The sequence below is a fragment of the Cryobacterium sp. TMT2-18-2 genome (assembly GCF_004402245.1).
Lineage (GTDB): Bacteria > Actinomycetota > Actinomycetes > Actinomycetales > Microbacteriaceae > Cryobacterium > Cryobacterium sandaracinum.
Genome location: NZ_SOFU01000004.1, coordinates 1 through 25,595, shown reverse-complemented (window position 1 = coordinate 25,595; position 25,595 = coordinate 1). Strand labels below are relative to the sequence as shown.

Sequence of the window (25,595 nt, the reverse complement as noted above, 5' to 3'; positions counted from 1 at the left end):
AGTAGAGGGCCTACAGCGCCCCGAAGGCGACGATGCAGTTCTGCCCCCCGAAGCCGAACGCATTCGCCAGGGCGAACTTCACCGGCTTCTCCCGAGCGATTCGCGGCACGTAGTCGAGCGTGCAATCCGGGTCGGGGGTCGTGTAGTTGATGGTGGGCGGGATGATGCCGGTGCGGACCGACAGGGCGCAGAGCAGGCCGGAGAGGGCACCCGCGGCGCCGATCATGTGGCCGGTCATCGACTTGGGGGCGGTGACGGCGATGGAGTCGGCAGCGTGCCCGAGTGCTTGGCGAATCGCCGAGGTCTCGGCCCGGTCGTTGGCCTGAGTGGACGTGCCGTGGGCGCAGATCATGTCGATGTCGCTCGGGTTCAACTTCGACTTGATGAGGGCGCGGGTCATGGCCAGGCTCGCGAACTTGCCGGTGGGTTCGGGCGCGACGATGCTGTGGCCGTCGCTGGTGAGGGCGCCGCCCAGCACCTCCGCGTAGATCTGGGCGCCGCGGGCTCGGGCGTGGGAGAGCAGCTCCATCACGAAGACGACCGCTCCCTCACCGAAGACGAGCCCATTGCGGTCAGCGTCGAACGGCCGTGAGGCCTCGGCCGGGGAATCGTTATTCTTGGAGGCCGCGTGCATGGCGTTCAGGCCCGCGAACATGACGGGCGTGATCGCAGCCTCGACCCCGCCGGCGATGACGACGTCGGCGTCACCCATGACGAGCATGGTGCGTGCCTCGAGGAGTGCGTAGGCCCCGCTGGCGCAGGCCAGGGCACTCGCGTTGACCGGTCCGTGGACGCCGAGGTCGATCGCGATCTCGCAGGCGGCCATGTTCAGCAGAGCGGAGGGCACGAAGCGCGGCGGGATGCGCCGGGAGTCGCCGGAGTTGACGAGCTCGGTGGCTTCCTGGATCTCCGCGAAGCCGCTCACGGCGCTGTTGACGACGACCGCCGTGTCGATGCCTTCCATGGATGCGCCGAAACCGGCGTCAGCCACCGCCTCGCGGGCTGCGGCGATCGCGAGCTGCGAGGCCCGCGATGCGCGCTTGACCTGCTTCACGGTCATCCGCTCGGCCGGAATGAAGTTCTTCACCTCGCCGGCGATCTGCGTCGGCAGACCGGCGGGATCGAATTGGGTGATCCGGGCTACGCCGCTGCGGCCGCCGGTGAGGCCCGACCACGTGTCGCGCCAATTGTTGCCCAGGGGCGTCAAGGCGCCCAGCCCGGTGATTACAACTCGATCATTCACGGTGATCATCTCCTCAAACAACGAATGTGACGTCATTCTGGTGGGGCGTCCGTCGGTTGGCGGGAGCCATATTCCGAGTGTAGTTACGGCCATATTCCCCGAATGGAACGTGCTGACGCCACCGGGGCGAGACTGGGAATGTGCCGTCAATCTCCCTGTTCGGGGGGTGATCCCCGGCCGCGCCGGACCGGGTGCCGCGCGTGCGCCGGTGGGGGTCGAGGATTCCGACTAGGCTCGAATGTCGTGACGGATGCACCGATTGGAATCTTTGATTCCGGAGTGGGCGGCCTGACTGTCGCCCGGGCGATCAAGGATCAACTGCCCAATGAATCGATCCTCTACATCGGAGACACTGCGCATTCTCCGTATGGCCCGAAGAGGATCGCGGATGTGCGCGGTTTCGCCCTTGACGTTCTCGACGACCTGATTGCCCAAGATGTGAAAATGCTGGTCATCGCCTGCAACACCGCTTCGGCCGCGATGCTCCGAGATGCCCGAGAGCGCTACAGCGTGCCGGTGGTAGAGGTCATCCAACCGGCCGTGCGCCGTGCCGTGCGCACCACCCGCAACAAGCGGGTCGGCGTGATCGGCACTCTGGGCACAGTCAAATCGCGCGCCTACGACGACGCGTTCGCCGCGGCCACCGACATCCACCTCCTGACGCAGGCGTGCCCACGGTTCGTCGAATTCGTCGAGGCGGGAATCACCACGGGCGACGAACTACTGTCGGTCGCCGAAGGCTATCTCGCCCCGCTGCGGACCGCGGATGTCGACACGCTCGTTCTCGGATGCACGCACTACCCCTTCCTGCGTGGTGCCATCTCCTACGTGATGGGGGACACCGTAACCCTCGTCTCCAGCGACACCGAGACGGCCAACGACGTGTACCGGCTGTTGGTGAGCCAGGGCCTGGAACGCACCGAGCAGGCGCCGCCCAGCTACCGGTACGAGGCCACCGGCGACAGCGCCGACGATTTTCTGCACCTGGCTCACCGGCTGATCGGGCCGGAAATCGGTCGCGTAGACCTGGTCGAGACCGGGTCCTTCAGTTTGAGCGAGCTTGCCGAGTTCGCCGCATCGCATCCCAACCCCAAGGAGACCACGTGACCGACACCGTGCGCGTAGACGGACGAACGAACGACCAGCTGCGCCCCGTCACGATCGAGCGCGGTTGGAGCGACCAGGCCGAAGGGTCGGCCCTGATCTCGTTCGGGCGCACCAAGGTGCTCTGCACGGCCTCGTTCACCAACGGCGTACCGCGCTGGATGGCCGGCAAGGGTAAGGGCTGGGTCACGGCCGAGTACTCCATGCTGCCGCGCTCCACCGACTCTCGGATGGACCGCGAATCGGTCAAGGGCCGCATCGGCGGGCGTACCCACGAGATCAGCCGTCTGGTCGGACGCAGCCTGCGCGCCGTGGTCGACATGAAGGCGCTTGGCGAGAACACCATCGTGTTGGACTGCGACGTGCTCCAGGCTGATGGGGGCACCCGCACCGCGGCAATCACGGGAGCCTACGTGGCCCTCGCCGACGCCCTCGAGTGGGGCAAGGAGAAGAAGTTCCTCAGCCAGAAGGCCCAGCCTCTGATCGACAGCGTCGCGGCCATCTCCGTGGGTATCGTCGGCGGTGAGCCCATGCTTGACCTTGCCTACACCGAAGACTCCCGGGCCGAAACCGACATGAACGTGGTCGTAACCGGACGCGGCCTCTTCGTGGAGGTGCAGGGCACGGCCGAGGCCGCGCCGTTCGACCGCACCGAACTCAATTCTCTGCTCGATCTGGCGCTGGCCGGGACGATCTCCCTGACCGAGTTCCAGACGACGGCGCTGGGGCGCTAGGGCCATGCAGGTCGTTCTCGCCACCCACAATCAGCACAAGGTCGAGGAGCTGCGGCGCATCCTCGCCCCCCGGCTCCCCGACCTCGACGTGCTGGCCTACGACGGCCCCGAGCCGGTCGAAGACGGCGTCACCTTCGCCGAGAACGCTCTGATCAAGGCGCGCGCCGCCGCCGCGCACACCGGTCTGCCGGCCATCGCCGACGACTCCGGCATCTGCGTGGACCTCCTCGGCGGTTCGCCCGGCATCTTCTCGGCCCGCTGGGCCGGGCCCGCCCGGGACTCCGACCAGAACCTGCAGCTGCTGCTCTGGCAGTTGGGCGATGTGGCCGCGGAGCACCGCGGCGGACACTTCACCTGCGTCGCCGCGCTGGCCATGCCCGACGGCACGGAGTGGCACGTGACCGGGGAATGGCCCGGGCGGATCCTGACCGAGCCGAGCGGCGCCGGCGGCTTCGGCTACGACCCGATTTTCCTGCCCGACGGCTATGCGATTTCCGCCGCCGAGCTGACCCCGAACGTGAAGAACGAGCACAGCCACCGGGCGAGGGCCTTCGGCAAGCTGATTCCGGTGCTGGAGACGCTGCTGGAAGCCTGACCGGCGTATCCGTCTCGACTGCTGAGAACGGCACTCATTCCCAACTGACGGCTGAACTGGCGGCCGAATGCCCGCGGCCCTAGCGTGGAGGCATGGGCCATGATCACGCGCACACCTCGCAGACGAACCGGGCGCGTCTGTCGGTGGCGATCGGGATTGTCGCCGCGGTGCTCGTGGTGGAGGTCGTCGGCGCCTGGCTGACCGGTTCCCTGGCCCTGCTGGCGGATGCCGGCCACATGTTCTCCGACCTCGCGGGTCTGATCATCGCTCTGACGGCCACCGTGGTGGCCGCGCGGCCGGCTACCGACCGGCAGACGTTTGGTTACCAACGGGCCGAGGTGTTCGGCGCCCTGCTGAACGGGCTCATCCTGCTGGGGGTTGCCATCGCCGTCGTGATCGGCGCCGTCGGCCGACTGGTCGACGCCGGCGGCAGCGAGGTGCGGGCGACTCCCATGCTGGTCGTGGCCGTGATCGGCCTCCTGGCCAACGTCGCGGCCCTGCTCCTGCTGCGCCCGGCGGCCGGGTCGTCGATCAATATGCGCGGCGCTTACCTCGAGGTGCTCGGGGACACCCTGGGCTCGGTGGCGGTCATCGCCGCGGCCGGGGTCATCCTATTGACGGGCTTTGTGCAGGCCGATGCGATCGCGTCGCTGATCATCGCCGGCATGATCGCGCCCCGAGCCCTCGTGCTGCTGCGCGACGTGGTGCGGGTGCTGAGCGAATCGGTGCCGGCCGACACGGATGTCGCAGAGATCCGGCGGCACCTGCTGGAAACGAACGGCGTGGTGGCGGTACACGATGTGCACGTGTGGATGATCACCTCCGGGGCCCACGTCTTCAGCGCCCACGTCGTGGTCGAACCTGTGGTGCTCGGCTCGGGTGGCTCCGGCGCACTTCTCGACGAGCTCTCCGCGTGTCTGGCCGACCATTTCGATGTGGACCACTCGACGTTCCAGCTCGAGCCGGCCGAGCACGCGGCGCACGAGGAGAACCCGCACCGGTAGCGTGACCCGCCGGGGGCAGCCCGGACTGTGCAGAGCTCAGAGTTCAGAGCTCAGAGCTCAGAGCTCAGAGCTCAGAGCTCAGAGCTCGTGTTTGTGCTCGTCGTGTTTGTGCTCGTCATGCGTGTGCTGGTGGGGATCCGCGAAGGCGTCGGCGTCGAGGACGAGGCTTCCGGTCTGGATGGTCCGTCCGGCGCGCGCGTCACGGCGGGCTCTGGACGCGGACTGTAGGTAGTGGAAGACGGTGGGGATGAGCGTGATGAAGACCGCGGCCAGCAGGATGATGTCGATGTAGTTCTGAACGAAATCTGCGACTGGTGGGATGTAGCCGAGGAAGAAACCGAAGTAGGTGAGGCCGGTGCCCCAGAGGAGGGCGCCGATCAGGTTGTACAGCGAGTACTTGCGGTAGTCCATGTGGCCGACGCCGGCCGCGACCGGGGCGAAGGTGCGCACGATCGGCACGAAGCGGGCCACGATGACGGCCACGCCGCCGAAGCGAACAAAGAACGCGTTCGTGCGCTCGACGTTCTTAATGCTGAACAAACCGGATTCTTTGCGCTCGAAGACCCTGGGCCCGAACTTGTGCCCGATCAGGTAGCCGACTTCTCCGCCGAAAAAGGCCGAGAATCCGATGGCCAGGGCCACCCACCAGATGTCGATCTGGATGACCCCGGCAAAGGTCAGCAGGCCGGTGATGACCAGCAGGGTGTCGCCGGGAAGCAGAAACCCCACCAGCAGGCCGGTCTCGGCGAAGACGATCGCGCAGACGCCCAGGAGGGCCCAGGGCCCGAACCCGTTGATCAGGACTTCCGGGTCGAGCCAGGGGATAACTGCCGTGGGAAGCAGGGCCGTATGAATCACTAAGAAACTCCTGTGGGCGTCGGTCAGATCGGCCGGGCGGCGGGATCACTGTGTGCTCTGTTACAGGCTAACGCGGTTTGCCGACAGTGCGCCGTGGGCTCGCAGGGGGTCACGGGGCCTGGACCACTGTCGGGTCGTCGAGCGCACTGCGGGCATCGAGCCGGTTCTGGGCGCGATCCATCAGCTGGGTGCGCATGCCGAAGACGATTGAGGCCGTGATGAAGACCCCGGCGATGACATAGGCGGCGCTCGTCACGCCGGGGATGGCGGCCGCGTAGTAGCCGGTGAGGGTGAGACCCACGCCCCAGGCCAGGGCTCCGACCAGATTGCTGGTCAGGAACGTGTAGTAATTCATGCGGCCGACGCCGGCGATCACTGGCACGAAGACGCGGCCCCATGGCATGAACCGGGCGACGACCACTGACCACCAGCCGTACTTGTGGTAGAAGGTCTCCGTCTTGGCGATGGCCGTGCGGGTGTGGCGGCCGCCGTGGCGGTCCAGGTAGGAGCGGCCGAAGTGGCGACCGAGTAGGAAACCGACCTGGTCACCCAGGAACGCGGCGATGCCGGTTCCGACGGCCAGAACAGCGATGCTCAGGCTCGGCGTGGATGCAGCCACCAGGCCGGAGCCGAAAAGCAGGGAGTCGCCGGTGATGAACGGGATGAAGATCCCGAGGAACACCGCCGTTCCGGCGAAGACCAAGGCCCACACGAGCAGATAGAAAAGTACGACGCCGGTACTCTCCAGCAGTTCGTTCAATTGGCCGTCCAGGGCCGAGATGTGACTCATGTGCGGGAGAGGGGACTTGAACCCCCACGCTCGAAAGCACAGGAACCTAAATCCTGCGTGTCTGCCAATTTCACCACTCCCGCGAAGTGCGCTTCCAGTGTACTTCGCGGGAGTGCCCTGCCCGTGAGCGTTGGCCACCTCCGTGGACCGGACACCGGGTCACCGCGCTGCCTCATCGCCGCCAGGGTCGGCCAGATCGGCACGTCTCCGGGCTCGTGGCTGTGGATAAGTCGGGCGTGGTCGGCGCGGGATGGGCGATCATGCAGGAATGAGCGAAGCCGTGCGCATCATCACCGAGCAGGTTCGCACTCGCGTGCGTCGCGATGGCGTTGACCTGGCGTCGAACTCCGGGCTCGCCGAACAGTACGTGCGCGACGAGGTGCAGCGCTACGCCGAGCGGGCGCTCGGCAACTCCCTGCCGCTGATCGCCGACGAGCGCCAGGCGGCGCGCGAAGTCGTGGCCTCACTGACCGGGTTCGGGTCGCTGCAACCGTTCCTCGATGATCCCGGCATCGAGGAAATCTGGATAAACGCGCCCAGCCGGGTGTTCGTGGCCCGCGATGGGGTGCCCGAGCTGACCACCATGGTGCTCACCGCGCGGGAGGTACGCGACCTGGTCGAGCGGATGCTGCAGGCCTCCGGCCGCCGCGTCGACCTCTCCTCCCCGTTCGTCGATGCCTCTCTGCCCGACGGGTCGCGGTTACACGTGGTCATCCCGGATATCACCCGCCAGCACTGGGCGGTCAATATTCGCAAGTTTACCCGGCGCATTCGCGACCTGAACCAGCTGGTCGGGCTCGGGTCGCTTACGCAGCAGTCGTCCGAGTTTCTGCGCATGTGCGTGCTGGCCGGGCAGAACATCCTCGTCTCCGGTGCCACCCAGACCGGCAAGACCACCATGCTCAACGCACTGCTCTCGGCCACGCGCAAGAACGAGCGCATCGTGACGGTGGAGGAGACGTTCGAACTCGACCTGGCCGCGCGCGACGTCGTAGCGATGCAGTGCCGCCAGCCGAGCCTCGAGGGAACCGGGGAGATCACCCTGCGCCGCTTGATCAAGGAGTCGCTGCGGATGCGCCCCGATCGGCTGATCGTCGGCGAGGTGCGCGAAGCCGAGAGCCTCGACCTGCTCATCGCCCTGAACAGCGGGCTACCGGGCATGTGTTCGATCCACGCCAACAGTGCCCGGGATGCCCTCGGCAAACTGTCCACGCTGCCGCTTCTGGCGGGCCGCAACATCGACTCCTCGTTCGTGCTGCCGACCGTGGCCGGCTGCATCGACATCGTCGTGCACTGCGAGATCGACCGGCACGGACGGCGCCGGGTGACGGAGATCCTTGCGCCGAGCGGCCAACTGTCAGGGGCGATGATCGAGGCCAGCCCGATCTTCCTGGCCCAGCGGGGCGCCCTCGAGCCGACCGGGGGGTATCCGACAAAGCTGGCCAAGTTCCACGCGGCCGGACTCGACCCGGCCATCGTGCTGCGGGCCGGGGCCGTATGACGCTCGCACTCGGGGCTCTGCTCGGCACCGGGCTGCTCCTGGTCGCCACGCCGTTCCTCTGGCCGCGAACCAAGGGCAAGGCCCGGTCCCGCACGCAGGGACGGCTGCGGGCGAACCTCTCCCAGGCCGGACTAGGCAGCCTGCCGCTGCCGGCCTTCGTCGCCCTCTCTGTGGTGCTGGGGCTGGCGGTGTCGGCACTGAGCCAGGCTCTCCTGGGCATCGCTGCCCTGTCGATCGTCACCGCGCTCGCCGGGCTGTCGCTGCCGACGCTGATGGTCGTCTGGCGGGTGCGCGCCCGGCGCCGGGCGAACCGCGCCGTCTGGCCCGACGTCGTTGACCACCTGGTGTCAGCGGTCCGGTCAGGCCTGGCACTGCCGGACAGCGTCGGCAGCCTGGCAGGGGCCGGCCCGGTGTCGACGCGGCCCGCCTTCGCCGAGTTCGCCCGGGAGTACCAGGCGACCGGCAACTTCGGTTCCGCCGTCGACGGGCTCAAGATCTCCCTGGCCGACCCGGTGGCCGACCGCATCCTGGAGACGCTGCGCATGGCCCGGGAGGTAGGCGGCAGCGATCTCACGGTCGTGCTGCGCAGCCTCGCGGCCTGGCTCCGGCAGGATGCCGCCATCCGCTCGGAGGTCGAGGCGCGCCAGTCCTGGATCGTCAACGCGGCGCGGCTGGGCGTGGCCGCGCCCTGGATCGTGCTGCTGCTCCTTGCCTCCCGGCCGGAGGCTGCGGTTGCCTACAACACCTCCGCCGGTGTCGTCGTGATCGTCGGCGGCCTCGGCGTCTCCGTGGTTGCCTACCGCCTGATGGTGGCGCTGGGACGGCTGCCCGAGGAACGCCGGTGGTTCAAATGAGCGCCGCGCAGGCCTGGGCGCTGTTCTGTGGCACCGCGTTGGGTGTGGGGCTCTGGTCGCTCGCCAGCTTGGTGCCTCGGCTGAGTCGGCCGCGCCTCGCGCAGAGGCTGGCGCCGTACATCCTCGACGTGTCGGCGGAGGCGCGGCTATTCGTGGGGCGTACGACGGTGCATCCGTTGCCGGTGCTCGGCACCCTGTTCGCGCCCGTGTTCGGTGCCCTCAAACGAGCGTTCGGCGCCGTTCTCGGCGGCTCGGAGACGATCGCCCGACGGCTCAGTCAGTCGGGGTCGGTCCGCGGCGCCGACGAGTTCCGATCGGAGCAGGTGGTGTGGGCGCTCGCTGGACTCTTCGTCGGGGCAGGTGCGGTGGTTGCCCTACCGGCGTTTCGGTCGATGCCGGTGCTGGTGCAGGTCGTTCTGCCGGTGGTCGCCGCGGCGGGCGGCGCGCTGGCCCGCGATTGGATGCTCGGCCGCGCCGCCACCGCCCGCCTCGCGCGCATGCAGAGCGAGTTTCCGACCGTCCTCGAGTTCATGACGCTGTCGCTGTCGGCGGGGGAGGGCATCCTGGATGCGCTCGCCCGGGTCTCGCGCACGAGCACGGGCGAATTGTCGCGGGAGCTGGCGGGGGTGGTGGCGGATGTGCGCACCGGGGTTCCGCTCGCCAGCGCCCTGCACGCGTTGTCACGCCGGATCGCGCTGCCTGCGGTGACCCGGCTGGTCGATCAGGTCACGGGTGCGCTCGACCGGGGAACCCCGCTCGCGGAGGTGTTGCGCGCCCAGGCGCAGGATGCCCGGGAAGAGGCCAAACGCGGTCTGATCGAGGTGGCCGGAAAGAAAGAGGTTGCCATGCTCGTGCCGCTGGTTTTCCTGATTCTGCCCATGACGATCCTGTTCGCGATCTTCCCCGGCCTGTTCATCCTGCAGAGCGGGTTCTGAACCACTGAGCCACTGAACCACTGAACCACTGAGCCACTGCCGCACGAGAGAACCACTGTCCCCACGAGAGAAAGTGAGTCAATCATGAAGACACTGCAGCGACGTGTGCGCGACCGGTGGAGCGACGCCGGCGGGGACGAACGAGGCGACGTTCCGGGATGGGTGCTCATCACCCTGATGACGGCCGGGCTGGTCATGATCATCTGGGGTCTGGCCGGTCCGGCGTTGAGCGGCGTGTTCCAACAGGCGATCGACCGGGTCAGCGGAATGTGACCGGCCGTGACGCGCACGCGGGGGAACCGAACCCGATCGCTCGGTGGTGAGGAGGGTTCGGCGGCCGCCGAATTCGTGATGGTCGGGGCACTGCTGACCGCGCTGACGCTCGGCGTCATGCAGCTGGGGCTGACCCTGCTCGTGCGCAACACCGTACTTGACGCCGCCGCCGAGGGAGCCCGGTACGCCGCGCTCGCCGACAGCGGGCTGGGTGAAGGTGCGGCACGCACCCGCGAGCTGATCACGACATCGATCGGGCCCGCGTATGCGACCGATGTGGAGGCCAGCTATGGCGACTACGGCGGGTTCCCGAGCGTGCAGGTGCGTGTCGTGGCGCCGCTGCCGCTGCTGGCCCTGTTCGGCGTCGATCGCGGGCTGGAGGTGGTCGGACATGCGGCGGTCGAGACCCTGCGGTAGTGGGGGCCGAGCCAGCCGTTGGCGTGTGTGGTCGGCGAACGGAGAGCAGGGTTCGGCCTCGCTGGAGTTCATCACGGCCGGCCTGATCCTGCTGGTGCCGCTGGTCTACCTGGTGCTGGCGATGGCGGCGCTGCAGGCCGGCGCCCTCGCCGTGGAGGGAGCAGCCCGCCAGGCAGCACGCGTCTACGTCCAGGCGCCCGATGAGGCCGCGGCGAACGCCCGTGCCGAGCGGGCCGTGCAGTTCGGGCTGACGGACTACGGCATCGACCCCGCGGGTGCCGAGGTCAACGTGGCCTGCGAGGCCGGTGTGAACGGATGCCTGACCCGGCAGAGCACGGTCACGGTCACCGTGCGCATCCGGGTGGCCTTGCCGCTGCTGCCGGACCTCCTCTCACTGCGCGAATCGGCCAGTGTTCCCCTGGAGGCCCAGGCCACGCAGACGGTGTCCCGCTTCTGGCGGGCCGGATGAGCGGCGGCGGAGGCTCGGCGGTCGCCTGCGTGGCCGCTCTCGCCGGCACGCCATCGGGATCTCGGGCAGTGGGGTGGCGGCGCCGGCTGCCGATCCGGCCCGGAGGCGAGAAGGGATCGACGCTCATCCTCACGATCTTCTACGGCTTCCTCGCCCTGCTGCTGATCCTCGTCGTCGTGGCCGCAACCTCTCTGTACCTGGAGCGCAAACGCCTGCTGACCCTCGCGGACGGCGCTGCGCTCGCCGGGGCCGAAGCGTTCGACTTGGGCGCGATGGCCGTCACGGTCGACGGCTCGGGCGCGGAGCTGCGACCCTCTCTGTCGTCTGCTGAAGTGCGGACGGCCGCGGAAGAGTTTCTCGCAGCCACCCCGAATGGCCGAATGGAGGGGCTGAGGGTGAGCGGTGCGGCATCCGTCGACGGGCAAAGCGCCACGGTTTCACTGAGTGCCTATTGGCGTCCGCCGGTGCTGGCCGTGCTGCTGCCGGCCGGGGTGCCGCTGGAGGTCACGGCGGTGGCGCGCTCGGTGTTCCGCTAGCGTTAGCAAAACGCGCCTGCCCCGGCGCAGGGGAGGAGCATCGTGACGGCCGAGCGCGACCGCCTGACCGGTGCCGGCGCCCAGGTCGTGACCGAGGTGAGCATCAACTTCGGGTCGTCCCTCGCCGGTCTGGCCATTCCGCTCGTCGGCTCACCCGTCGTCGTCGCAGTGCGCCAGCTGGTGATGGCCGCCACGGTGCTGCCGTTCTACCGGCCCAAGCTCGCCGGCCTGACCTGGCGGCGGCTGTGGCCCGCGCTGGCGCTCGGCGTCGTGCTCGCGGTGATGAACCTCACCTTCTACGAGGCCGTCGACCTGCTCGGACTCGGCATCGCCGCCACAATCGAGTTCCTCGGCCCGTTCGCACTCGCGCTGGCCTCGTCGCGACGCCTGCTCGACTTCGTCTATGCCACCGCTGCGGCGGGCGGGGTGTTCCTGCTCACCTGGTCTGACGGGGCACTCAATCTGGTCGGCATCCTCTTCGCCCTGACCGCGGCGGCGTCATGGGCGGCCTACATTCTGCTGACCCGCAAGGTGGCCGTGACCTTCCCCGGACTTGAGGGCATTTCCGTGGCCAGCGTCGTGAGCCTGACCTTGCTGGTGCCGTTCGCGCTGCTCACGGTCGACTGGTCGAGCCTCAATTGGGGCGTGATCGGGCTGCTGCTCGCCATCGGCGTGCTCTCGTCGGCGTTCCCGTACACGCTGGACACCTTCATCCTGCGCCGCATCACCCCGCGCCTCTACGCAATCATCACCAGCTTCGGCCCCGTGATCGCGGCGCTGTTCGGCGCGCTGGTGCTGGGGGAGACCTTCCTGGTGCAGCAGCAGATCGCCATCCTTGTGGTGTGCGTGGCGGCCGGCGCGGCCATCGCCAGCCAGCGTGAAACGCCGAAATCCGAACTCGAGATCATCGCGGGCGCGACGCCCTGATCGGGCGCGATTCTCCGATCGGGCGCGTGCGGGTATCCGTCGCCGGCTGCCCGGCGTTGAACCAATTCGACGGAGATATTGTCTCAAAGGCCTGTTTTCAGCGGGTCTGGGGCTGATTTCGGCAAAATCTCCGTCGAATTCGTTAGGGACGGGCTATCTGCGCAGCGCCCAGGGTTAGGGGACTGACTCGGCTAGGTGACGATGATGCCGAGGTGTGCGGCGAGAACGGGCGCGAGCAGGCTGAGCTGGGCGTCGTCGATGGTGGCGCCGCGCAGACCCTCGAGGCCGTGGATGGCGCTGAAATCACTGGAGCGCAGGTCGGCGTCCTTGAGGGTGGAACGGGTTACGTCGAGGGTGCCGATGCGGCAGGAGCGCAGCTCCATGCGGTGCACGGTGGCGCCGCCCAGGTCGAGCTCTTCGATGATGCAATTGGAGAGCAGCACGTCGGTGAGCGTGGCGCCGCGCAGGTTCACGAAATCGAGCTTGGATCCGTCGATGTGCACCGAACGCAAGGTGGCCTCGTAGAGCTCGACCGACCCGAGCCGGGAGTGCTCGATCGAAACGTCCCGCCAGCTCGAGCGCGGCGCCGAGAAGACCGACGCGTGCAGCTCGCCGGCCACGCAGTCGGCGACGGATGCCCCGCGCAGCTGGGTATCGCTGAGAGACACTCCCCGCAGCTCGCACTCCTGGAAGCCGATGCCGGTCAGGTCCCGGCTTGACAGGTCGCAGCCGACGAAACGCTCGGCTTCCCGGCTGTCACCGGCGCGGAGGTCGCTGCCGTCGGCATCCGTCAGACCGGTGAGTACGATGCGGTCGAGCTGCGGGCCGCGGGTTTTCGCGCGTGCCACCGCTAGGAATCAGGGGTGGCGGCAGGCACGGCCTCCAGCACGAACACCGGGATGACCCGGTCGGTCTTTTTTTCGTAGTCGGCGTAGTCGGGGAACGCGGCCACGGCCCGCTCCCACCACGCAGCGCGTTCGGTGCCGGTGACCTCGCGGGCCAGCATGTCCTGACGGCTGGGGCCATCCTGCAGTTCCACAAGCGGGTGGGCCACCACATTGCCGTACCAGACGGGGTTCTTCGGGCTGCCGCCGAGGGAGGCGATGGCGGCGTAGGCACCGTCGTGCTCCACGCGCATCAGCGGGGTCTTGCGCAGCTTGCCCGACTTGGCCCCGAGGGTGGTGAGCACGATGACGGGCATCCCGCGCAGGGTGGTGCCCTCCGTGCCTCCGGAGCTTTCGTACAGGTCGACCTGGTCGCGCACCCACTGCTGGGTGCCGGGCTCGTATTCTCCGATGAGGGGCATACGACCACTAAACGCCCACGGTCGGACTCCTATTCCCCGGGTTCAGCGCGGTCGGGCCGAGGTAGCGTCAGGGACGCATGCGCGGCCGGCGAGGCGCGTAGCGGGGGATGTAACGGCCCAGAATCACGGCGCCGAACAGTCCGAACACTCCCATCACCCCGCTGGCGATCGAGATGGTGGCGACCGCGGTCAGGCCGGCCACGGCCAGGGGGGCGACCGCGCCGCCCAGGTCGGCGGTGAAACGCCACGCGCCCAGGAACGGCGCCGGACTGGTGTTCTTCGGCGCCAGGTCGGCGCCGAGGGTCATCAGCAGACCGCTGCCGATGCCGTTGGCAAGCGACAGGATCATGGCCACGGCGATGAACCACTCCACGTTGGTGGGCAGGTCGTGCGTGAACGCGAGGATGAGGTGCCCGGTACCCAGACCGATCATCGACGGGATGGCGGTCCACAGGCGACCGAAGCGGTCCATGATCTGGCCGCTGGCGTAGAAGAGGGCGAAGTCGACCGCGCCGGCGATGCCGATGATCAGGGCGATGTCGGGGACGCTGATGCCGATGCTGACCGCCCAAAGCGGGAGCAGCACCGTGCGGGAGGCGCGCATCGCCCCGATCAGGCCCGCGCCCGTGCCAAGGCGCAGGAGCACCGCTCGGTAGCTCCAGATGGTGCGGAACAGCCCCTGGGATTCCTCGGCCGCGAGCTCCCGCCCGGCCGGCACGACAGATCCGTCGGGCGCCTTCACCAGTTGCGGGCCACCGAAGGTGCTCTCGGGATCGGGCAGCAGGAGCAGCATCGCGGCCGCGCCGAGGCAACAGACCACGAACACCCAGAACACCGACTCGGTGCTGTCGGTGAGGCTGAGCAGGGCGGCGGCGATGAACGGGCCGATGAACCAGCCAGCGCGGAAGATGCCGCCGAGAGTCGACAGCGCCCGGGCCCGGTAGGCCAGAGGCACGTAGCTGGTCATGAACGCGTGGCGAGCCAGGGCGAACACCGCGGTGGCCAGGCCGATCAAGAAAATGCCGATGCCCAGCACGAGCGGGTTGGGAGCGACGATGCAGATCAGCACGGCGATGATCGCGAGCAAGGATGCCCAGATCATGGCGTTGCGCTCCCCGATAAGGGAGACCACCCAGCCGCTCGGGATGTCCCCGGCCAGTTCACCCACCATGATCATGGCGGCGATGAACCCGGCGATCGCGAGTGTGGCACCCAGGTCCTTGGCCACTATCGGGATCAGCGGGATGATCGCGCCCTCGCCGATGGAGAACAGGAGGGTCGGCAGGAACGCGGCGAGTGCGACGGAACGCATCTGGAAGGGGCGATCGGCGTTACTCATGGCCTCTCGATGTTATCCCCGGGCGGGTGTTGGTGTTTCGAGTCCGCGCCCTTGCGGCAGCTTCGACCCGAACGAATTCGACGGAGATTCTGCCTAGATCAGCACTGAGCGGGCCGAAAGAGCGCTTTCACACGAGAATTTCCGTCGAATTGGTTGACGCCGGGCAGGGCATTCCGCCGTGCACGAACCGCGGCCACACGGAATGGTCAGCATGGACCTTTCCAGGGTTCGGACCAGCCGTCTCCGGCGCTGAAAGCGGACTCCACGAGCGGATGCCGTGACCGGGTGGCCCGGTAGGCTGGGGTCCGACATGATTGAGCTGGAATTCTCGGAGCAGATCGCCGCACTGCGGGCCACGTTCGACGACATCCGGTCGGTGGTCGATATCGATCGACTCCGCACCGATATCGCCGACCTGAATGAACAGGCCGGTGCGCCCGACCTGTGGGACGATTCCGTGCGAGCGCAGAAGGTGACCAGCCAGCTGAGCCATCGCCAGTCGGAGCTGGCCCGCATTGTGAGCATCGAGTCGCGCCTCGACGACCTTGAGGTGCTGGTGGAACTCGCCAACGCCGAGGGTGACCAGGAATCGGCTGACGAGGCCACCGCGGAACTCGCGAGCATCACGAAGGTGCTCGGCGATCTCGAGGTGCACACGCTGCTCAACGGCGAATTCGACGTGCGTCCGGCGGTCATCACCATCCGTTCCGGCGCCGGCGGCGTCGACGCGGCCGACTTCGCCGAGATGCTGCTGCGTATGTACCTGCGCTGGGCCGAGCAGCACAACTACCCCGTGCAGGTGCTCGACGTGGGCTACGCCGAGGAGGCCGGCATCAAGAGCGCAACCATCCAGGTGGATGCGCCCTACGCCTTCGGCACGCTGAGCGTCGAAGCCGGCACGCACCGTCTCGTGCGGATGAGCCCGTTCAACTCCGCCGGTAAACGCCAGACCTCCTTCGCCGCTGTGGAGGTGGTGCCGCTGATCGAGCAGACCGAGTCGATCGAGGTGCCCGAGAACGACATCCGGGTCGACGTCTTCCGCTCCAGCGGCCCCGGCGGCCAGTCCGTGAACACCACCGACTCCGCCGTGCGCATCACCCACCTGCCCACGGGCACGGTGGTGAGCTGCCAGAACGAGAAGAGCCAGATCCAGAACCGGGCCGCCGCCATGCGCGTGCTTCAGTCCCGGCTGCTGGTGCTGCAGCGCGAGCAGGAAGCCGCCACCAAGAAGGAGCTGGCCGGGGTGATCACGGCCAGCTGGGGCGACCAGATGCGCAGCTACGTGCTCGCGCCGTATCAAATGGTCAAGGACCTGCGCACCAACTACGAGGTCAACAATCCCAGCCAGGTGTTCGACGGCGACCTTGACGGTTTCATCGCCGCAGGCATCCGTTGGCGCAAGCAGGCGCCGGAGGGTTAGAGCCTCGATCTGCGGGTCTGTCACCGGTTAGGTATGTCGGAGTAGGAATTATCAGGATGCCTGCCTAGGCTCAAGGGGCCATGATTCGTTTTGACACCATCACCAAGAAGTATCCGGGAACGAACCGACCGGCACTAGACGCCATCAGCGTCGAGGTGCTGCGCGGAGAGTTCGTCTTTCTCGTCGGTGCTTCCGGTTCGGGGAAATCGACCTGCCTCCGCCTTGTGCTGAAGGAAGACCGGCCCACCAGCGGCAGCATTCACGTGCTCGGACAGGACCTGCGGTCGATCTCCAACCGCAAGGTGCCCTATTTCCGCCGCAACATGGGCGTCGTCTTCCAGGACTTCCGCCTGCTGCCGAACAAGAGCGTTTTCGACAACGTGGCGTTCAGTCTGCAGGTGATCGGCAAGTCGCGCGGCTTCATCCAGGAAGCCGTGCCCGACACCCTCGAGATGGTCGGACTGGCCGAAAAGGCGCTGCGCCTGCCCCACGAACTCTCCGGTGGTGAGCAGCAGCGTGTTGCCATCGCGCGCGCCATCGTGAACAAGCCGCAGATCCTGCTGGCCGACGAGCCCACCGGAAACCTCGACCCCACCACCAGCGCCGGCATCATGGCCCTGCTCGAACGTATCAACGCCGCCGGCACGACCGTGATCATGGCCACCCATGAGGCCGGCATCGTCGACCAGATGCAGCGCCGCGTGATCGAACTCGTCGGCGGACGCATCGTGCGCGACGAGCGCCAGGGTGGCTACGCCACTGCAGCCATCCCCACCACCACCGCCGGCACCGGGCGCCGTTCCGCCCGAGAGGTTCCCAGCGGCTCGTCGGGTGTGGCACCTGCGGCTGCGGCACCGTCATCCATGTTCGCGCCCGCCGCCGCCGCCGTGCCCACTGACGAGGTCGTGCCTGCGTCGCACCCTCCCCTCACCTTTCCACCGGTTCCCGTGCCGGCGCCGGTCGCCGAGCCTGCCGCGGCCCCGTTCTCAGTCGCGAAGGGTCCGGCCGATCCGGCGCCCCTCGACGACGGATCGTCCAAGGACGCAGAAGTGGAAGCAGAAGCAGAAGCAGAAGCAGAAGTTGAAACAGAAACAGAAACAGAAACGGACGCAGAAGCAGAAGCAGACGCCGACGCTGCGATGACCGACCTGAGCCGGGCCATGACCCGGCCGGTTCTTCCGATCACCCAGCACGACGTGCCGGAGCAGTTGACTCTGGCCGAGAAGCTCGGGCTGCGCGCGCCGGGCGAAAAACCGGACCAGACCGGCGAACAGAATGTAGGGCCCACCCGATGAGACTCGGACTCGTGCTCTCCGAAGCAGCCAACGGCCTGCGCCGCAACGCCTCCATGGTCGTTTCCGTGGTGCTCGTGACCTTCATCTCGCTGACCTTCGTCGGTGCCGCGATCCTGATGCAGATGCAGATCGGCCAGATGAAGAACTTCTGGTACGACCGCGCCCAGGTGGGCATCTATATGTGCACCGCCATTTCGTCGGGTGAGACGTGCACGGCCGGGGGGGCCACGCCCGAACAGATCGACACGGTCAAGGCGCAGCTCGAATCGCCTACCCTGTCACCGTTCATCGACAAGTACTACTTCGAGACTCACGACCAGGCCTTCGAGAACTTCAAGAAGCAGTTCGCCGACAATCCGGTGGTCGACTACGTCACCGCTGACCAGCTGAACGAAACCTTCTGGGTCAACCTCGGCGATCCCTCGCAATCGGATGTGCTCGTAGAGGCGCTGTCCGGCGTCGCCGGTGTTGAGAACGTCGCGGACCAACGAAAGTACCTGGACCAGATCTTCTCCGTGCTGAACGTCGCCAGTTACACCGCGATCGGCATCGCCGCGCTGATGCTTGTGGCGGCGGCCCTGCTGATCGCCACCACCATCCGTCTCTCCGCGTTCTCCAGGCGGCGCGAGCTGGGCATCATGAGGCTGGTCGGGGCATCCAACCGGTTCATTCAAACGCCCTTCATCCTGGAGGGTGTGTTCGCGGCTCTGCTGGGATCGCTGCTGGCGGGAGGTGCCGTACTCGGTCTCGTGTACTGGTTCGTGCAGGGCTATCTGGGCGAACGTCTGACCAACTTCTCCCTCGTCGGCATGCAAGACGCCCTCGTGGTGGTGCCGATCCTGTTGGTGGTCGGCGCGGTGCTGGCGGCCTTCTCCGCGCAATTCGCCATCACGCGCTATCTGAAGGTCTGACCTACTCCGCGCGACCCGCCCCCAGAGCGCTAGACTAGTGGGCTGGTCGGCATCGCGCCCGAACACACCCACCGATTCGAGGAGTATGCCGTGCCCAGGGAAATAGGCGAGAAGGTCGTCTCGACCAATCGCAAGGCACGCCACGATTACCTCATTGAGGAGACCTACGAGGCCGGAATGGTGCTCAGCGGCACGGAGGTCAAGTCTCTCAGGGCCGGTCGGGCCTCGCTCGTCGACGGCTACGCCTTCATCGAGAATGGCGAGATCTGGCTGGACGCCGTGCACATCCAGGAGTACGTCGCCGGCACGTGGACCAACCACCCGCCGCGGCGCAAGCGCAAACTCCTGATGCACAAGCAGGAGATCATCAAGATCAGCCACAAAACCAAGGAGGGCGGCTACACGCTCGTCCCGCTGCGGCTCTACTTCAAGAACGGCAAGGCCAAGGTCGAGATCGCGGTCGCCAAGGGCAAGAAAGAGTACGACAAGCGCCAGACACTGCGCGAGCGCCAGGACAAGCGCGAGTCCGACCGGGCCATCTCCGCCCGAAAGAACCTCGGCGACTAGCCTTCCACCTCGTCGTATTGTAAGCTGAGGGGCTGCACGATCCATTCGGGCCGTGCGGATTGACACTCAGCAGATTGAAAACTCAACAGCGTGTGATGGTGACCCACTCGAATGCCGCCATGGTGGCAATGAGTGCACAGGGGGATGATCGGTTTCGACATTGCCTGCGCAATTATGAGAAGCGGGTCGAGGATGCAGGGTTATCTCGTAAACGATCTCTGCAAAACAATAAGTGCCAAATCAAACCGCACTGACTTCGCCCTCGCTGCCTAAGCGAGCGCACTAAGAAGTCCGCCAGGCCGGGAATGCTCTCTACCCGGACCCTGACGTCATTTAGAGAGATTGCTCCTACTCTGAGCCGCGGGGTGTAGGGGGACTTAAACGAGGGCTGGGCTCGTCGGATTAGATGCCAGCGGCAAATTCCGGAGCCGAGTAGAACGATTTCACTGGATACACCCGTAGAAGGCATATGACCACAGCAGTGGACGGGGGTTCAATTCCCCCCATCTCCACCACCGGTTGCTGTCACACGTCGTTAAGCCGAAAGGCCCGACCCCTTATGGGGTTCGGGCCTTTTTGCGTCGTGATTATGGGGGAAGATGGGCCGGGAGGAACTCAATGGCGGCTGCGTGGGTGAAGAAGTGGGTGCCGGGTGTCGATACCGCGCTCACCTACCGGCGCGCCTGGCTGCTCCCCGACCTGAGGGCGGGGCTTGTGCTCACCGCCCTGCTGATTCCGGTGGGCATCGGCTACGCCGAGGTGGCCGGCCTGCCGCCAGAGACCGGCCTGTACGCCACGATCATACCGTTGGCGGCATATGCCTTGTTCGGCCCCTCTCGCGTGCTGGTGCTCGGCCCCGACTCGGCCCTGGCGCCGATCATCGCGGCCGTGATCCTGCCGCTTGCCCTCGGCGACGACGACCGAGCGGTGGCCCTGGCGGGACTACTCGCGATCATGGTCGGCCTGATCCTCCTGCTGGGCGGACTGATCCGCCTCGGATTCGTGACCGACCTGCTCTCCAAGCCCATCCGGGTCGGCTACCTGAATGCCCTCGGCCTCCTGGTGATCATCTCCCAACTGCCGGCGCTGCTGGGGCTTGCGATCGAGTCGGGTCCGCCGATTGCCGACGTGATCGCAATCGGAGCGGGTGTTGCCGGGGGCGAAGTCCACCTCACCGCGTTGCTCTTCGGACTCGGGTCGCTGCTCACCATCGTGGGTCTGTCCTGGGGCAGATCTCGGATCCCCGGCGTGCTCGTGGCCGTCGTACTGGCGACACTGCTGACTGCCGTACTCGGGCTACACAGCACCATACCCGTCGTCGGGGCGATGCCGCAGGGCCTGCCCGCTCCGGCGCTCGGCGGTCTGGTCTGGGCGGATGTCGCCGCGCTCGCCCTTCCCGCCCTCGGCGTCGCCCTGATCGCCTTCGCCGATACGGCCGTGCTGTCGCGCACGTTTGCCGCGCGCCGAGGCGAGAGTGTCGACGGGAGTCAGGAGATGGCGGCGATCGGCGCCTCGAACATCGCGGGTGGTCTGCTCGGCGGCTTCCCCATTTCGGCGTCGTCCTCGCGCACCCCCGTTGCCGAGGGCGCGGGCGCACAAACCCAGCTCACGGGCGTGGTCGGCGCCGCACTCATCGTGGTGTTCATGTTGTTGGCGCCCGGACTCACCGACTACCTGCCCTCGGCGACCATCGCTGCCGTCGTGATCGTCGCCGCCGCCGGTCTGATCGACGTGAAGGGGTTCCTCGCCCTCGTGCGGATGAACAAAGTGGATGCCGGGCTGTCCATCGCGTCGTTCCTCGGTGTTGTGGTCGTGGGCGTGATCGAGGGCATCGGCGTGGCGATCGTGCTGTCGCTCGGCGCATTCGTGAGCCACGCCTGGCGACCCTACCGGGCTGAGCTCGGGCTCATCCGTGGGCTGCGCGGGTACCACGACCTGTCCCGTCATCCGGAGGGCGAGCGGATGCCCGGCATCGTCATCGTGCGCTTCGACGCGCCGCTGTTCTTCGCCAACGGCGGCATTTTCGACGACTTCGTGCGTCGCGTCGTCACCGAGGCCGGGAGTGATGTGCGCACGGTCATCCTGGCGGCCGAGCCGATCACAGACATCGACACGACCGCCGTGGAAGAACTTCTGGAACTCGACGATTTCCTCGCCTCACGCGGGATCACGCTGATCTTCGCCGAGATGAAGGGTCCGGTGAAGGACCACCTGCGCGACTACGGTCTCAGTCGACGGTTCCCACCGGAGCGGTTCGCGGGCACCGTGGGCGAGGCGGTCGACGAGGTCACCGGCACATTGCGCGGCGACCTCGAGGGCACCGAATGGGGCGACGAGCACTGAGGCTGCGCTGAGATTCTGCGCGAATCAGACGCCGGCAAGCCAGAGGTCAGGGCCGAAGATCTCGTAGTGGATGCGGTCGGCCGGCACACCGGACTCCAGTGCCTGTGAGCGCAGGCTGCGCATGAAGGGGAGCGGACCGCACAGGTAAACCGAGGCATCCGTCGGGATCGTCACGTTCTCCAGGGACATGAAGCCCTCGTGGTGGCCCTCGCTCGGGATCTCGAGCCAGAGTTCCAGCTCGGCTGCTTCTAGCAGTGCGATGTCTTCGCTCATCTGGTCGCGCAGCGCCCAGCGTTCGAGGTTGCTCTCGGCGTGCAGCACGAGCACTTCGCGCTTCGAGCCGGTGTCCACCAGGGAGCGCAGGATCGATGCGCTAGGCGTGCAGCCGATTCCGGCCGAGGCCAGGATCAGCGGGCCGGTGCCCTGATCGAGGGTGATGTCGCCGCACGGCACGGAGAGGATGAGCGTGTCGCCGACCTGCACATCACGGTGTAGCACGGGGGAGACCTCGCCGTCCGCGTCGAGCTTGGTGGTGAAGACGCGGGTCGTGGACGTACCGGCCGACAGCGAGTACTGGCGCACCTGCCGGATGCCGTCGGGCATGGTGGCCGTGACGCTGACGTACTGGCCCGGCAGGGCAGGCGTCACAGGCGTGTCGTCGGCCGGCTCCAGGGTGAATGTGACGGCATCGGTGCCGGCCGCTTCCTTCTTCACCACGATCCAGGGGGCGAGCGGCTTGTCGCTAGCGAGACCGGCGTAAAGGCCCTTCTCCATCTTGATCAGGGCGTGGGCCATCAGCCAGTAGACCTCGGTCCAGGCGCCGGCGATCTCGGCCGTGATGACGTCGCTGAGTTCTTCGGCGATGGCCTCGAAGAGGTACTTGTAGACGATGTCGTACTGCTCGGGCTCAATGGCGAGGGAGATGTGCTTGTGGGCGATGCGGGAGAGCATGGCCTCCGGCGTGGTGTCGGGGTTCTGCACCAGGTAGGTCGCGAAGACGGCGATACTTCCGGCCAGGGCCTGCTGCTGCGAGCCGTTTTGCTGGTTGGAGCGGCTGAAGAGGCCGTCGAAGAGATCGGGGTGAGCGGTCAGCATCCGGCCGTAGAAGTTCTTCGCGATCTCGGGCATGCGCTCGCCCACCAGGGGCAGAGTCGCTTTGATGAGGGGCAGTGACTGGGTGGATAGCATGCAAACTCCAAGCAATTGAGGGACGTACCCAAAAGTATCATTTCAAATGCTTAATAACTGGGTGTATCCCATTACCCCTGATCGGCGCGGCGCGGTGGCGGGGGTGCCAGCGTGAGGACAACGGGAGCAGGGAAGCCGATATGGGGGAGCGCCGCGATCACAAGGTCGTCGAGTTCGGCGTAGAACGCCTCCCGTGCTCGTCGGAGCCCACCGCGGAGTCCACAGCCGCCACTGAGCGGACAGTCACCGTGGGGCGTCTCGCAGTCGGCGACATCGTCGCGGGCGTCGAGTTGACGCAGCAGCCAGCCCACAGTGGCCGTGCGCCCGACCGGGCTGATCCGCACTCCGCCGGTACGGCCGCGCAGTGACTCCACGAGTCCCAGCTCGCGGAGTCGCATGACGGCCTTGCTGACATGGCTGTACGGGGTGGCCACCGCCTCGGCGATGACCCGCGAGGTCTGAAGCTCGCCGTCGGGGAGCGTCGCCAGGAACATGAGCGCTCGCAGGGAGACATCCGAGAAGGCATTGATCCTCATGGGTCAACAGTATGGCCGCGGGTCAGCGCGATGCGCCGGCCAGAGTGCCGGTCACGGCGCCGGCCGGGTCGGTGATCAGGCACGACACAGCGCGGCTGCCCGGATCGTTCGGGCTGGCCAGGACGTCGGCGACGGCCCAGCTCTGCGCCGTGGGGGTGAGGTAGGCGAAATCCAGACTCGATGCCCGGTACTCGAGCAGCACGAAGTCCTCGAACAGGGAACCGCAGCCGGTTTCCGCCCCTGCGGTCACGGCGTTGTCGCCGGGGAAGGCGTCGCCCGGCACCGGGAACCGGGCGAATACCTCGAACTCGTGGCTCTCGTCGCATGAAACCCGCGGAACGGTCGTTGCGTTCACGTCCAGTCCCTCCGAAACCTCACGCAGGCAGTCTCCGACGAGAAGGTCCGCCACAGCGGTGACCTCTCCGAGAGCGGATGCCGGCACGGCAGCCACGCTGCGGACCGGCGTCGGCAGCATGTCGCCGATCACGCTGCAGCCCGTGAGGCTGCCGGTCAGGACGCTGGCCGCCGCAATCAGCAGGGTCAGGGTGCCGGGGTGCGTGCGGGGCGGGATCATCGGTTAGCGGGTCGGCGCGCTCGGGGACGCGGGGGCATCCGTGGTGGTGGTCGCGGTGCCGAGGGCCCGCAGAGCCGGCTCGTGCAGCAGCCCGTTGGTGGCCAGAGCGCTGCCGTGCCAGGGGCCGGGCCGGCCGTCGGCGGAGGAGAACCGGCCGCCGGCCTCCTGCACGATCGGGGCCAGGGCCGCGAGATCGTAAGGCTGCAGGTCGTATTCCGCGACGATGTCGAGCAGACCCTCGGCGAGGAGCATGTACGACCACATGTCGCCGTAGGCGCGGGTGCGCCAGACCTGGCGGGACAGTGTGATCAGCTCGTCGAGGTGCCCGGTCTGGTCCCACTGCTGGATGCTGTTGTAGCTGAGCGAGGCGTCGGCGAGCTCGGCCACGCCGGACACGGCCAGGCGCACGGGGTCGGCGCCGGGCGTGCGCTCGTCGGTCATCCAGGCGCCGCCGCCGGTGCGCGCCCACCAACGCTTGCCGAGGGCTGGGGAGCTCGCCATCCCCACCACCGGATCGCCATCGACGGCGAGAGCGATCAGGGTGCCCCAGATCGGGATGCCGCGCAGGAAACCGGCCGTGCCGTCGATCGGATCGATGATCCATTGCCGCACGCTGGTGCCCTCGGTGCCGAATTCCTCACCGAGGATGCCGTCGGCCGGGCGCCGCTCGGCCAGGGCGGTCCGGATCGCGCGCTCCACGGCCTGGTCGGCATCCGTCACCGGGGTGCGGTCGGGTTTGGTCGTCACGACGAGGTCCATCGCGGTGAACCGGTCGCGCGAGATCGCGTCGGCCAGATCTGCGAGTTCGGTCGCGAGCTGGAGGTCGTCGTCGAGGGAGTACTTCTGGGGCTGGGTCACAGACCAAGACTAGTAATTTTGGCGCGACTCTCCCGTTTCTACCTCGATTGGCGCCGAAGGCAATCGTGCTGTTAGTATCTAGAGTCGGTTCGGGTCACCCTGGGTCGGAGAGTAGAGAAACACGCACCTCTAGCTCAATTGGCAGAGCAACTGACTCTTAATCAGTGGGTTCCCGGTTCAAGTCCGGGGGGGTGCACCACCAGGCCCCTTTCATCAGGTTTTTACCGAATGGAAGGGGCTTTTTTGTGCCCTCCCCAGGTGCTCGAGCCCGTCGAGACCCGGTCAGGTGATCCCTGAAGGCTCCCGTCTGACCTCCCCTCTCCCGGCGCACGGCGCGGAAGCAGGCGCACGTTAGAACGTCCGCCACGGTCCATAACCTGCGCCGCGACCCCAGACCATGGCGGCATGCCAGCGCGACCTCCGCGCTAAGGTACTAGAACAAAGATCTGAAAAGATTACAGCACTAAGTGAATAAGTCTCAACTATATGTACCCAACGAGGANCATGAGGAACCTCGCGGAAGACCTCTGGCAGGCGGCCGATGCCGTGGCCCTGCTGGGCTCCTCGAGCGCCGACTATGAGGCCCTGCCCGACGCCGCCGTGCTGGCCGGTCAGAAGAAGATCGCAGCGGCCCGCAGGCTGCTTGACACCCGCGCCGCGTTGATGGCCGCAACCATCGCCCGCCGGTCCCGCCCGGAGCTCGGCCACTCGGGGCTGGCCGCGCAGCAGGGGTTCCTGTCTCCGGAGGCCCTCATCCAGAACTGGACCGGCTCCTCGAAGGGCGATGCGTACAAGCTCGTCGCGGTCGGCACGATGATGGCCGACACCGAGGCGGCCGACAAGCTGGTCGACGAGGCGCTCTCGACGCTCTCGACGCCCGACGCCGATCGCCCGGGCCGTGACCGCCGGCGCGGCCGAGTCGATCCGGGCCGGACTCGGCCAGATCGACGCCTCGGTCACCGCGGAGAAGCTCGCGGCGGCCCTCGCGGCGCTCCTCACCGAGGCGTCAACGGTGAAT

Annotated in this window: 27 protein-coding genes, 2 tRNA genes, 1 other RNA gene and 1 pseudogene; 20 read left to right on the top strand and 11 right to left on the bottom strand. The window is 67.2% G+C overall.

From position 1 onward, the window contains the following. Nucleotides 1-10 precede the first annotated feature (10 nt). Nucleotides 11-1,243 (bottom strand): beta-ketoacyl synthase, encoded by a 1,233-nt coding sequence (locus E3O22_RS00505; protein WP_198410542.1) that lies wholly within the window; start codon nucleotides 1,241-1,243, stop codon nucleotides 11-13. Between the two features lie 243 nt (nucleotides 1,244-1,486). Here E3O22_RS00505 and murI point away from each other — a divergent pair, with 243 nt between their 5' ends. The 4 genes from murI to E3O22_RS00485 all read left to right on the top strand — a co-directional run bounded on the left by murI (nucleotide 1,487) and on the right by E3O22_RS00485 (nucleotide 4,680). Then, nucleotides 1,487-2,350, top strand: a complete 864-nt coding sequence (gene murI, locus E3O22_RS00500; protein ID WP_134394269.1) for a glutamate racemase — start codon at nucleotides 1,487-1,489, stop codon at nucleotides 2,348-2,350. After that, nucleotides 2,347-3,081: a ribonuclease PH gene (gene rph / locus E3O22_RS00495; RefSeq protein ID WP_134394268.1), complete on the top strand. Its 735-nt coding sequence runs from the start codon at nucleotides 2,347-2,349 to the stop codon at nucleotides 3,079-3,081. The genes murI and rph overlap by 4 nt, the downstream gene beginning before the upstream one ends. A gap of 4 nt (nucleotides 3,082-3,085) precedes the next feature. Beyond that, nucleotides 3,086-3,676 (top strand): RdgB/HAM1 family non-canonical purine NTP pyrophosphatase, encoded by a 591-nt coding sequence (rdgB, locus tag E3O22_RS00490; protein WP_134394267.1) that lies wholly within the window; start codon nucleotides 3,086-3,088, stop codon nucleotides 3,674-3,676. A 92-nt stretch (nucleotides 3,677-3,768) separates the two neighbouring features. Continuing rightward, complete coding sequence (locus E3O22_RS00485) at nucleotides 3,769-4,680, top strand: cation diffusion facilitator family transporter (protein ID WP_134394266.1); 912 nt, start codon at nucleotides 3,769-3,771, stop codon at nucleotides 4,678-4,680. A 78-nt stretch (nucleotides 4,681-4,758) separates the two neighbouring features. Here E3O22_RS00485 and E3O22_RS00480 read toward each other — a convergent pair whose 3' ends face one another. The 3 genes from E3O22_RS00480 to E3O22_RS00470 form a co-directional block, all read right to left on the bottom strand. Continuing rightward, nucleotides 4,759-5,523 carry a DedA family protein gene (locus E3O22_RS00480; RefSeq protein WP_134394296.1) on the bottom strand — a complete coding sequence of 255 codons (765 nt, stop codon included), beginning with the start codon at nucleotides 5,521-5,523 and terminating at the stop codon, nucleotides 4,759-4,761. Nucleotides 5,524-5,647: 124 nt separating this feature from the next. Then, nucleotides 5,648-6,328: a DedA family protein gene (locus E3O22_RS00475; RefSeq protein ID WP_134394265.1), complete on the bottom strand. Its 681-nt coding sequence runs from the start codon at nucleotides 6,326-6,328 to the stop codon at nucleotides 5,648-5,650. 1 nt (nucleotide 6,329) lies between these two features. Further along, nucleotides 6,330-6,411 (bottom strand) — tRNA-Leu (locus E3O22_RS00470). A gap of 185 nt (nucleotides 6,412-6,596) precedes the next feature. Between E3O22_RS00470 and E3O22_RS00465 the strand changes: the two genes are divergently transcribed. The 8 genes from E3O22_RS00465 (at nucleotide 6,597) to E3O22_RS00430 (ending at nucleotide 12,240) form a co-directional block, all read left to right on the top strand. Next, nucleotides 6,597-7,829: a CpaF family protein gene (locus E3O22_RS00465; protein ID WP_134394264.1), complete on the top strand. Its 1,233-nt coding sequence runs from the start codon at nucleotides 6,597-6,599 to the stop codon at nucleotides 7,827-7,829. Then, nucleotides 7,826-8,683 carry a type II secretion system F family protein gene (locus E3O22_RS00460; protein ID WP_134394263.1) on the top strand — a complete coding sequence of 286 codons (858 nt, stop codon included), beginning with the start codon at nucleotides 7,826-7,828 and terminating at the stop codon, nucleotides 8,681-8,683. The genes E3O22_RS00465 and E3O22_RS00460 overlap by 4 nt, the downstream gene beginning before the upstream one ends. Further along, on the top strand, nucleotides 8,680-9,618 hold the full coding sequence (locus E3O22_RS00455) for a type II secretion system F family protein (RefSeq protein WP_134394295.1): 939 nt from the start codon (nucleotides 8,680-8,682) through the stop codon (nucleotides 9,616-9,618). The genes E3O22_RS00460 and E3O22_RS00455 overlap by 4 nt, the downstream gene beginning before the upstream one ends. Nucleotides 9,619-9,702: 84 nt before the next feature. Continuing rightward, nucleotides 9,703-9,891 (top strand): hypothetical protein, encoded by a 189-nt coding sequence (locus tag E3O22_RS00450; protein WP_104100207.1) that lies wholly within the window; start codon nucleotides 9,703-9,705, stop codon nucleotides 9,889-9,891. A gap of 6 nt (nucleotides 9,892-9,897) precedes the next feature. After that, nucleotides 9,898-10,308, top strand: a complete 411-nt coding sequence (locus E3O22_RS00445; protein WP_233191293.1) for a TadE family protein — start codon at nucleotides 9,898-9,900, stop codon at nucleotides 10,306-10,308. A 25-nt stretch (nucleotides 10,309-10,333) separates the two neighbouring features. Continuing rightward, nucleotides 10,334-10,777: a hypothetical protein gene (locus tag E3O22_RS00440; RefSeq protein ID WP_134394262.1), complete on the top strand. Its 444-nt coding sequence runs from the start codon at nucleotides 10,334-10,336 to the stop codon at nucleotides 10,775-10,777. Continuing rightward, nucleotides 10,774-11,313, top strand: coding sequence for a pilus assembly protein TadG-related protein (locus tag E3O22_RS00435; protein WP_134394261.1), 540 nt, complete (start codon nucleotides 10,774-10,776; stop codon nucleotides 11,311-11,313). Before E3O22_RS00440 ends, E3O22_RS00435 begins: the two co-directional genes overlap by 4 nt. A 42-nt stretch (nucleotides 11,314-11,355) precedes the next feature. Beyond that, nucleotides 11,356-12,240, top strand: a complete 885-nt coding sequence (locus tag E3O22_RS00430) for a DMT family transporter (RefSeq protein ID WP_241973475.1) — start codon at nucleotides 11,356-11,358, stop codon at nucleotides 12,238-12,240. A 191-nt stretch (nucleotides 12,241-12,431) separates the two neighbouring features. Here the strand turns inward: E3O22_RS00430 and E3O22_RS00425 are convergent, their stop codons facing one another. From E3O22_RS00425 to E3O22_RS00415, 3 genes are all read right to left on the bottom strand, one after another. Further along, nucleotides 12,432-13,088: a pentapeptide repeat-containing protein gene (locus E3O22_RS00425; RefSeq protein WP_134394259.1), complete on the bottom strand. Its 657-nt coding sequence runs from the start codon at nucleotides 13,086-13,088 to the stop codon at nucleotides 12,432-12,434. A gap of 2 nt (nucleotides 13,089-13,090) precedes the next feature. Continuing rightward, the gene (locus E3O22_RS00420) at nucleotides 13,091-13,546 is read right to left on the bottom strand and encodes a nitroreductase family deazaflavin-dependent oxidoreductase (protein WP_134394258.1); all 456 of its coding nucleotides are present in this window, start codon (nucleotides 13,544-13,546) and stop codon (nucleotides 13,091-13,093) included. Between the two features lie 67 nt (nucleotides 13,547-13,613). Continuing rightward, nucleotides 13,614-14,885, bottom strand: coding sequence for an MFS transporter (locus tag E3O22_RS00415; RefSeq protein WP_134394257.1), 1,272 nt, complete (start codon nucleotides 14,883-14,885; stop codon nucleotides 13,614-13,616). A 310-nt stretch (nucleotides 14,886-15,195) separates the two neighbouring features. On the opposite strand from E3O22_RS00415, the gene prfB reads away from it, so the two are divergent. The 6 genes from prfB (at nucleotide 15,196) to E3O22_RS00385 (ending at nucleotide 21,421) form a co-directional block, all read left to right on the top strand. Then, nucleotides 15,196-16,305 (top strand): peptide chain release factor 2, encoded by a 1,110-nt coding sequence (prfB, locus tag E3O22_RS00410; protein ID WP_134394256.1) that lies wholly within the window; start codon nucleotides 15,196-15,198, stop codon nucleotides 16,303-16,305. A gap of 80 nt (nucleotides 16,306-16,385) precedes the next feature. After that, a complete protein-coding gene (ftsE, locus tag E3O22_RS00405; RefSeq protein ID WP_134394255.1) occupies nucleotides 16,386-17,600 on the top strand; it encodes a cell division ATP-binding protein FtsE in 1,215 nt (404 codons plus the stop codon). Further along, nucleotides 17,597-18,511 (top strand): permease-like cell division protein FtsX, encoded by a 915-nt coding sequence (gene ftsX / locus E3O22_RS00400; RefSeq protein WP_134394254.1) that lies wholly within the window; start codon nucleotides 17,597-17,599, stop codon nucleotides 18,509-18,511. The genes ftsE and ftsX overlap by 4 nt, the downstream gene beginning before the upstream one ends. 90 nt (nucleotides 18,512-18,601) lie before the next feature. Continuing rightward, a complete protein-coding gene (gene smpB, locus E3O22_RS00395; RefSeq protein WP_104193627.1) occupies nucleotides 18,602-19,078 on the top strand; it encodes an SsrA-binding protein SmpB in 477 nt (158 codons plus the stop codon). Nucleotides 19,079-19,218: 140 nt separating this feature from the next. Next, nucleotides 19,219-19,593, top strand: a transfer-messenger RNA (tmRNA) gene (gene ssrA, locus E3O22_RS00390). Between the two features lie 103 nt (nucleotides 19,594-19,696). Next, the gene (locus E3O22_RS00385; RefSeq protein ID WP_134394253.1) at nucleotides 19,697-21,421 is read left to right on the top strand and encodes a SulP family inorganic anion transporter; all 1,725 of its coding nucleotides are present in this window, start codon (nucleotides 19,697-19,699) and stop codon (nucleotides 21,419-21,421) included. Nucleotides 21,422-21,445: 24 nt separating this feature from the next. Here E3O22_RS00385 and E3O22_RS00380 read toward each other — a convergent pair whose 3' ends face one another. From E3O22_RS00380 to E3O22_RS00365, 4 genes are all read right to left on the bottom strand, one after another. Next, a complete protein-coding gene (locus tag E3O22_RS00380) occupies nucleotides 21,446-22,609 on the bottom strand; it encodes a globin domain-containing protein (protein WP_134394252.1) in 1,164 nt (387 codons plus the stop codon). A 71-nt stretch (nucleotides 22,610-22,680) separates the two neighbouring features. After that, nucleotides 22,681-23,145 carry an Rrf2 family transcriptional regulator gene (locus E3O22_RS00375; protein WP_134394251.1) on the bottom strand — a complete coding sequence of 155 codons (465 nt, stop codon included), beginning with the start codon at nucleotides 23,143-23,145 and terminating at the stop codon, nucleotides 22,681-22,683. Between the two features lie 22 nt (nucleotides 23,146-23,167). Next, a complete protein-coding gene (locus E3O22_RS00370; protein WP_134394250.1) occupies nucleotides 23,168-23,719 on the bottom strand; it encodes a hypothetical protein in 552 nt (183 codons plus the stop codon). 3 nt (nucleotides 23,720-23,722) lie between these two features. Further along, nucleotides 23,723-24,577, bottom strand: a complete 855-nt coding sequence (locus E3O22_RS00365) for an inositol monophosphatase family protein (RefSeq protein WP_104171599.1) — start codon at nucleotides 24,575-24,577, stop codon at nucleotides 23,723-23,725. Between the two features lie 123 nt (nucleotides 24,578-24,700). Here E3O22_RS00365 and E3O22_RS00360 point away from each other — a divergent pair. Both E3O22_RS00360 and E3O22_RS00355 read left to right on the top strand, forming a co-directional pair. After that, a tRNA-Lys gene (locus E3O22_RS00360) sits at nucleotides 24,701-24,776 on the top strand. Between the two features lie 305 nt (nucleotides 24,777-25,081). After that, nucleotides 25,082-25,595: pseudogene (locus E3O22_RS00355) on the top strand (hypothetical protein); the annotation flags it as partial.

What these genes read in the sequence shown, in the direction of transcription:
- E3O22_RS00455 (WP_134394295.1), top strand. Translation starts at nt 8,680, where the DNA reads ATGAGCGCCGCGCAGGCCTGGGCGCTGTTCTGTGGCACCGCGTTGGGT.
- E3O22_RS00420 (WP_134394258.1), bottom strand. Translation starts at nt 13,546, where the DNA reads ATGCCCCTCATCGGAGAATACGAGCCCGGCACCCAGCAGTGGGTGCGC.
- ftsX (WP_134394254.1), top strand. Translation starts at nt 17,597, where the DNA reads ATGAGACTCGGACTCGTGCTCTCCGAAGCAGCCAACGGCCTGCGCCGC.
- E3O22_RS00450 (WP_104100207.1), top strand. Translation starts at nt 9,703, where the DNA reads ATGAAGACACTGCAGCGACGTGTGCGCGACCGGTGGAGCGACGCCGGC.
- E3O22_RS00435 (WP_134394261.1), top strand. Translation starts at nt 10,774, where the DNA reads ATGAGCGGCGGCGGAGGCTCGGCGGTCGCCTGCGTGGCCGCTCTCGCC.
- E3O22_RS00485 (WP_134394266.1), top strand. Translation starts at nt 3,769, where the DNA reads ATGGGCCATGATCACGCGCACACCTCGCAGACGAACCGGGCGCGTCTG.
- E3O22_RS00415 (WP_134394257.1), bottom strand. Translation starts at nt 14,885, where the DNA reads ATGAGTAACGCCGATCGCCCCTTCCAGATGCGTTCCGTCGCACTCGCC.
- E3O22_RS00370 (WP_134394250.1), bottom strand. Translation starts at nt 23,719, where the DNA reads ATGATCCCGCCCCGCACGCACCCCGGCACCCTGACCCTGCTGATTGCG.
- E3O22_RS00380 (WP_134394252.1), bottom strand. Translation starts at nt 22,609, where the DNA reads ATGCTATCCACCCAGTCACTGCCCCTCATCAAAGCGACTCTGCCCCTG.
- E3O22_RS00375 (WP_134394251.1), bottom strand. Translation starts at nt 23,145, where the DNA reads ATGAGGATCAATGCCTTCTCGGATGTCTCCCTGCGAGCGCTCATGTTC.
- E3O22_RS00475 (WP_134394265.1), bottom strand. Translation starts at nt 6,328, where the DNA reads ATGAGTCACATCTCGGCCCTGGACGGCCAATTGAACGAACTGCTGGAG.
- E3O22_RS00385 (WP_134394253.1), top strand. Translation starts at nt 19,697, where the DNA reads ATGGCGGCTGCGTGGGTGAAGAAGTGGGTGCCGGGTGTCGATACCGCG.
- E3O22_RS00460 (WP_134394263.1), top strand. Translation starts at nt 7,826, where the DNA reads ATGACGCTCGCACTCGGGGCTCTGCTCGGCACCGGGCTGCTCCTGGTC.
- rdgB (WP_134394267.1), top strand. Translation starts at nt 3,086, where the DNA reads ATGCAGGTCGTTCTCGCCACCCACAATCAGCACAAGGTCGAGGAGCTG.
- ftsE (WP_134394255.1), top strand. Translation starts at nt 16,386, where the DNA reads ATGATTCGTTTTGACACCATCACCAAGAAGTATCCGGGAACGAACCGA.
- prfB (WP_134394256.1), top strand. Translation starts at nt 15,196, where the DNA reads ATGATTGAGCTGGAATTCTCGGAGCAGATCGCCGCACTGCGGGCCACG.
- E3O22_RS00465 (WP_134394264.1), top strand. Translation starts at nt 6,597, where the DNA reads ATGAGCGAAGCCGTGCGCATCATCACCGAGCAGGTTCGCACTCGCGTG.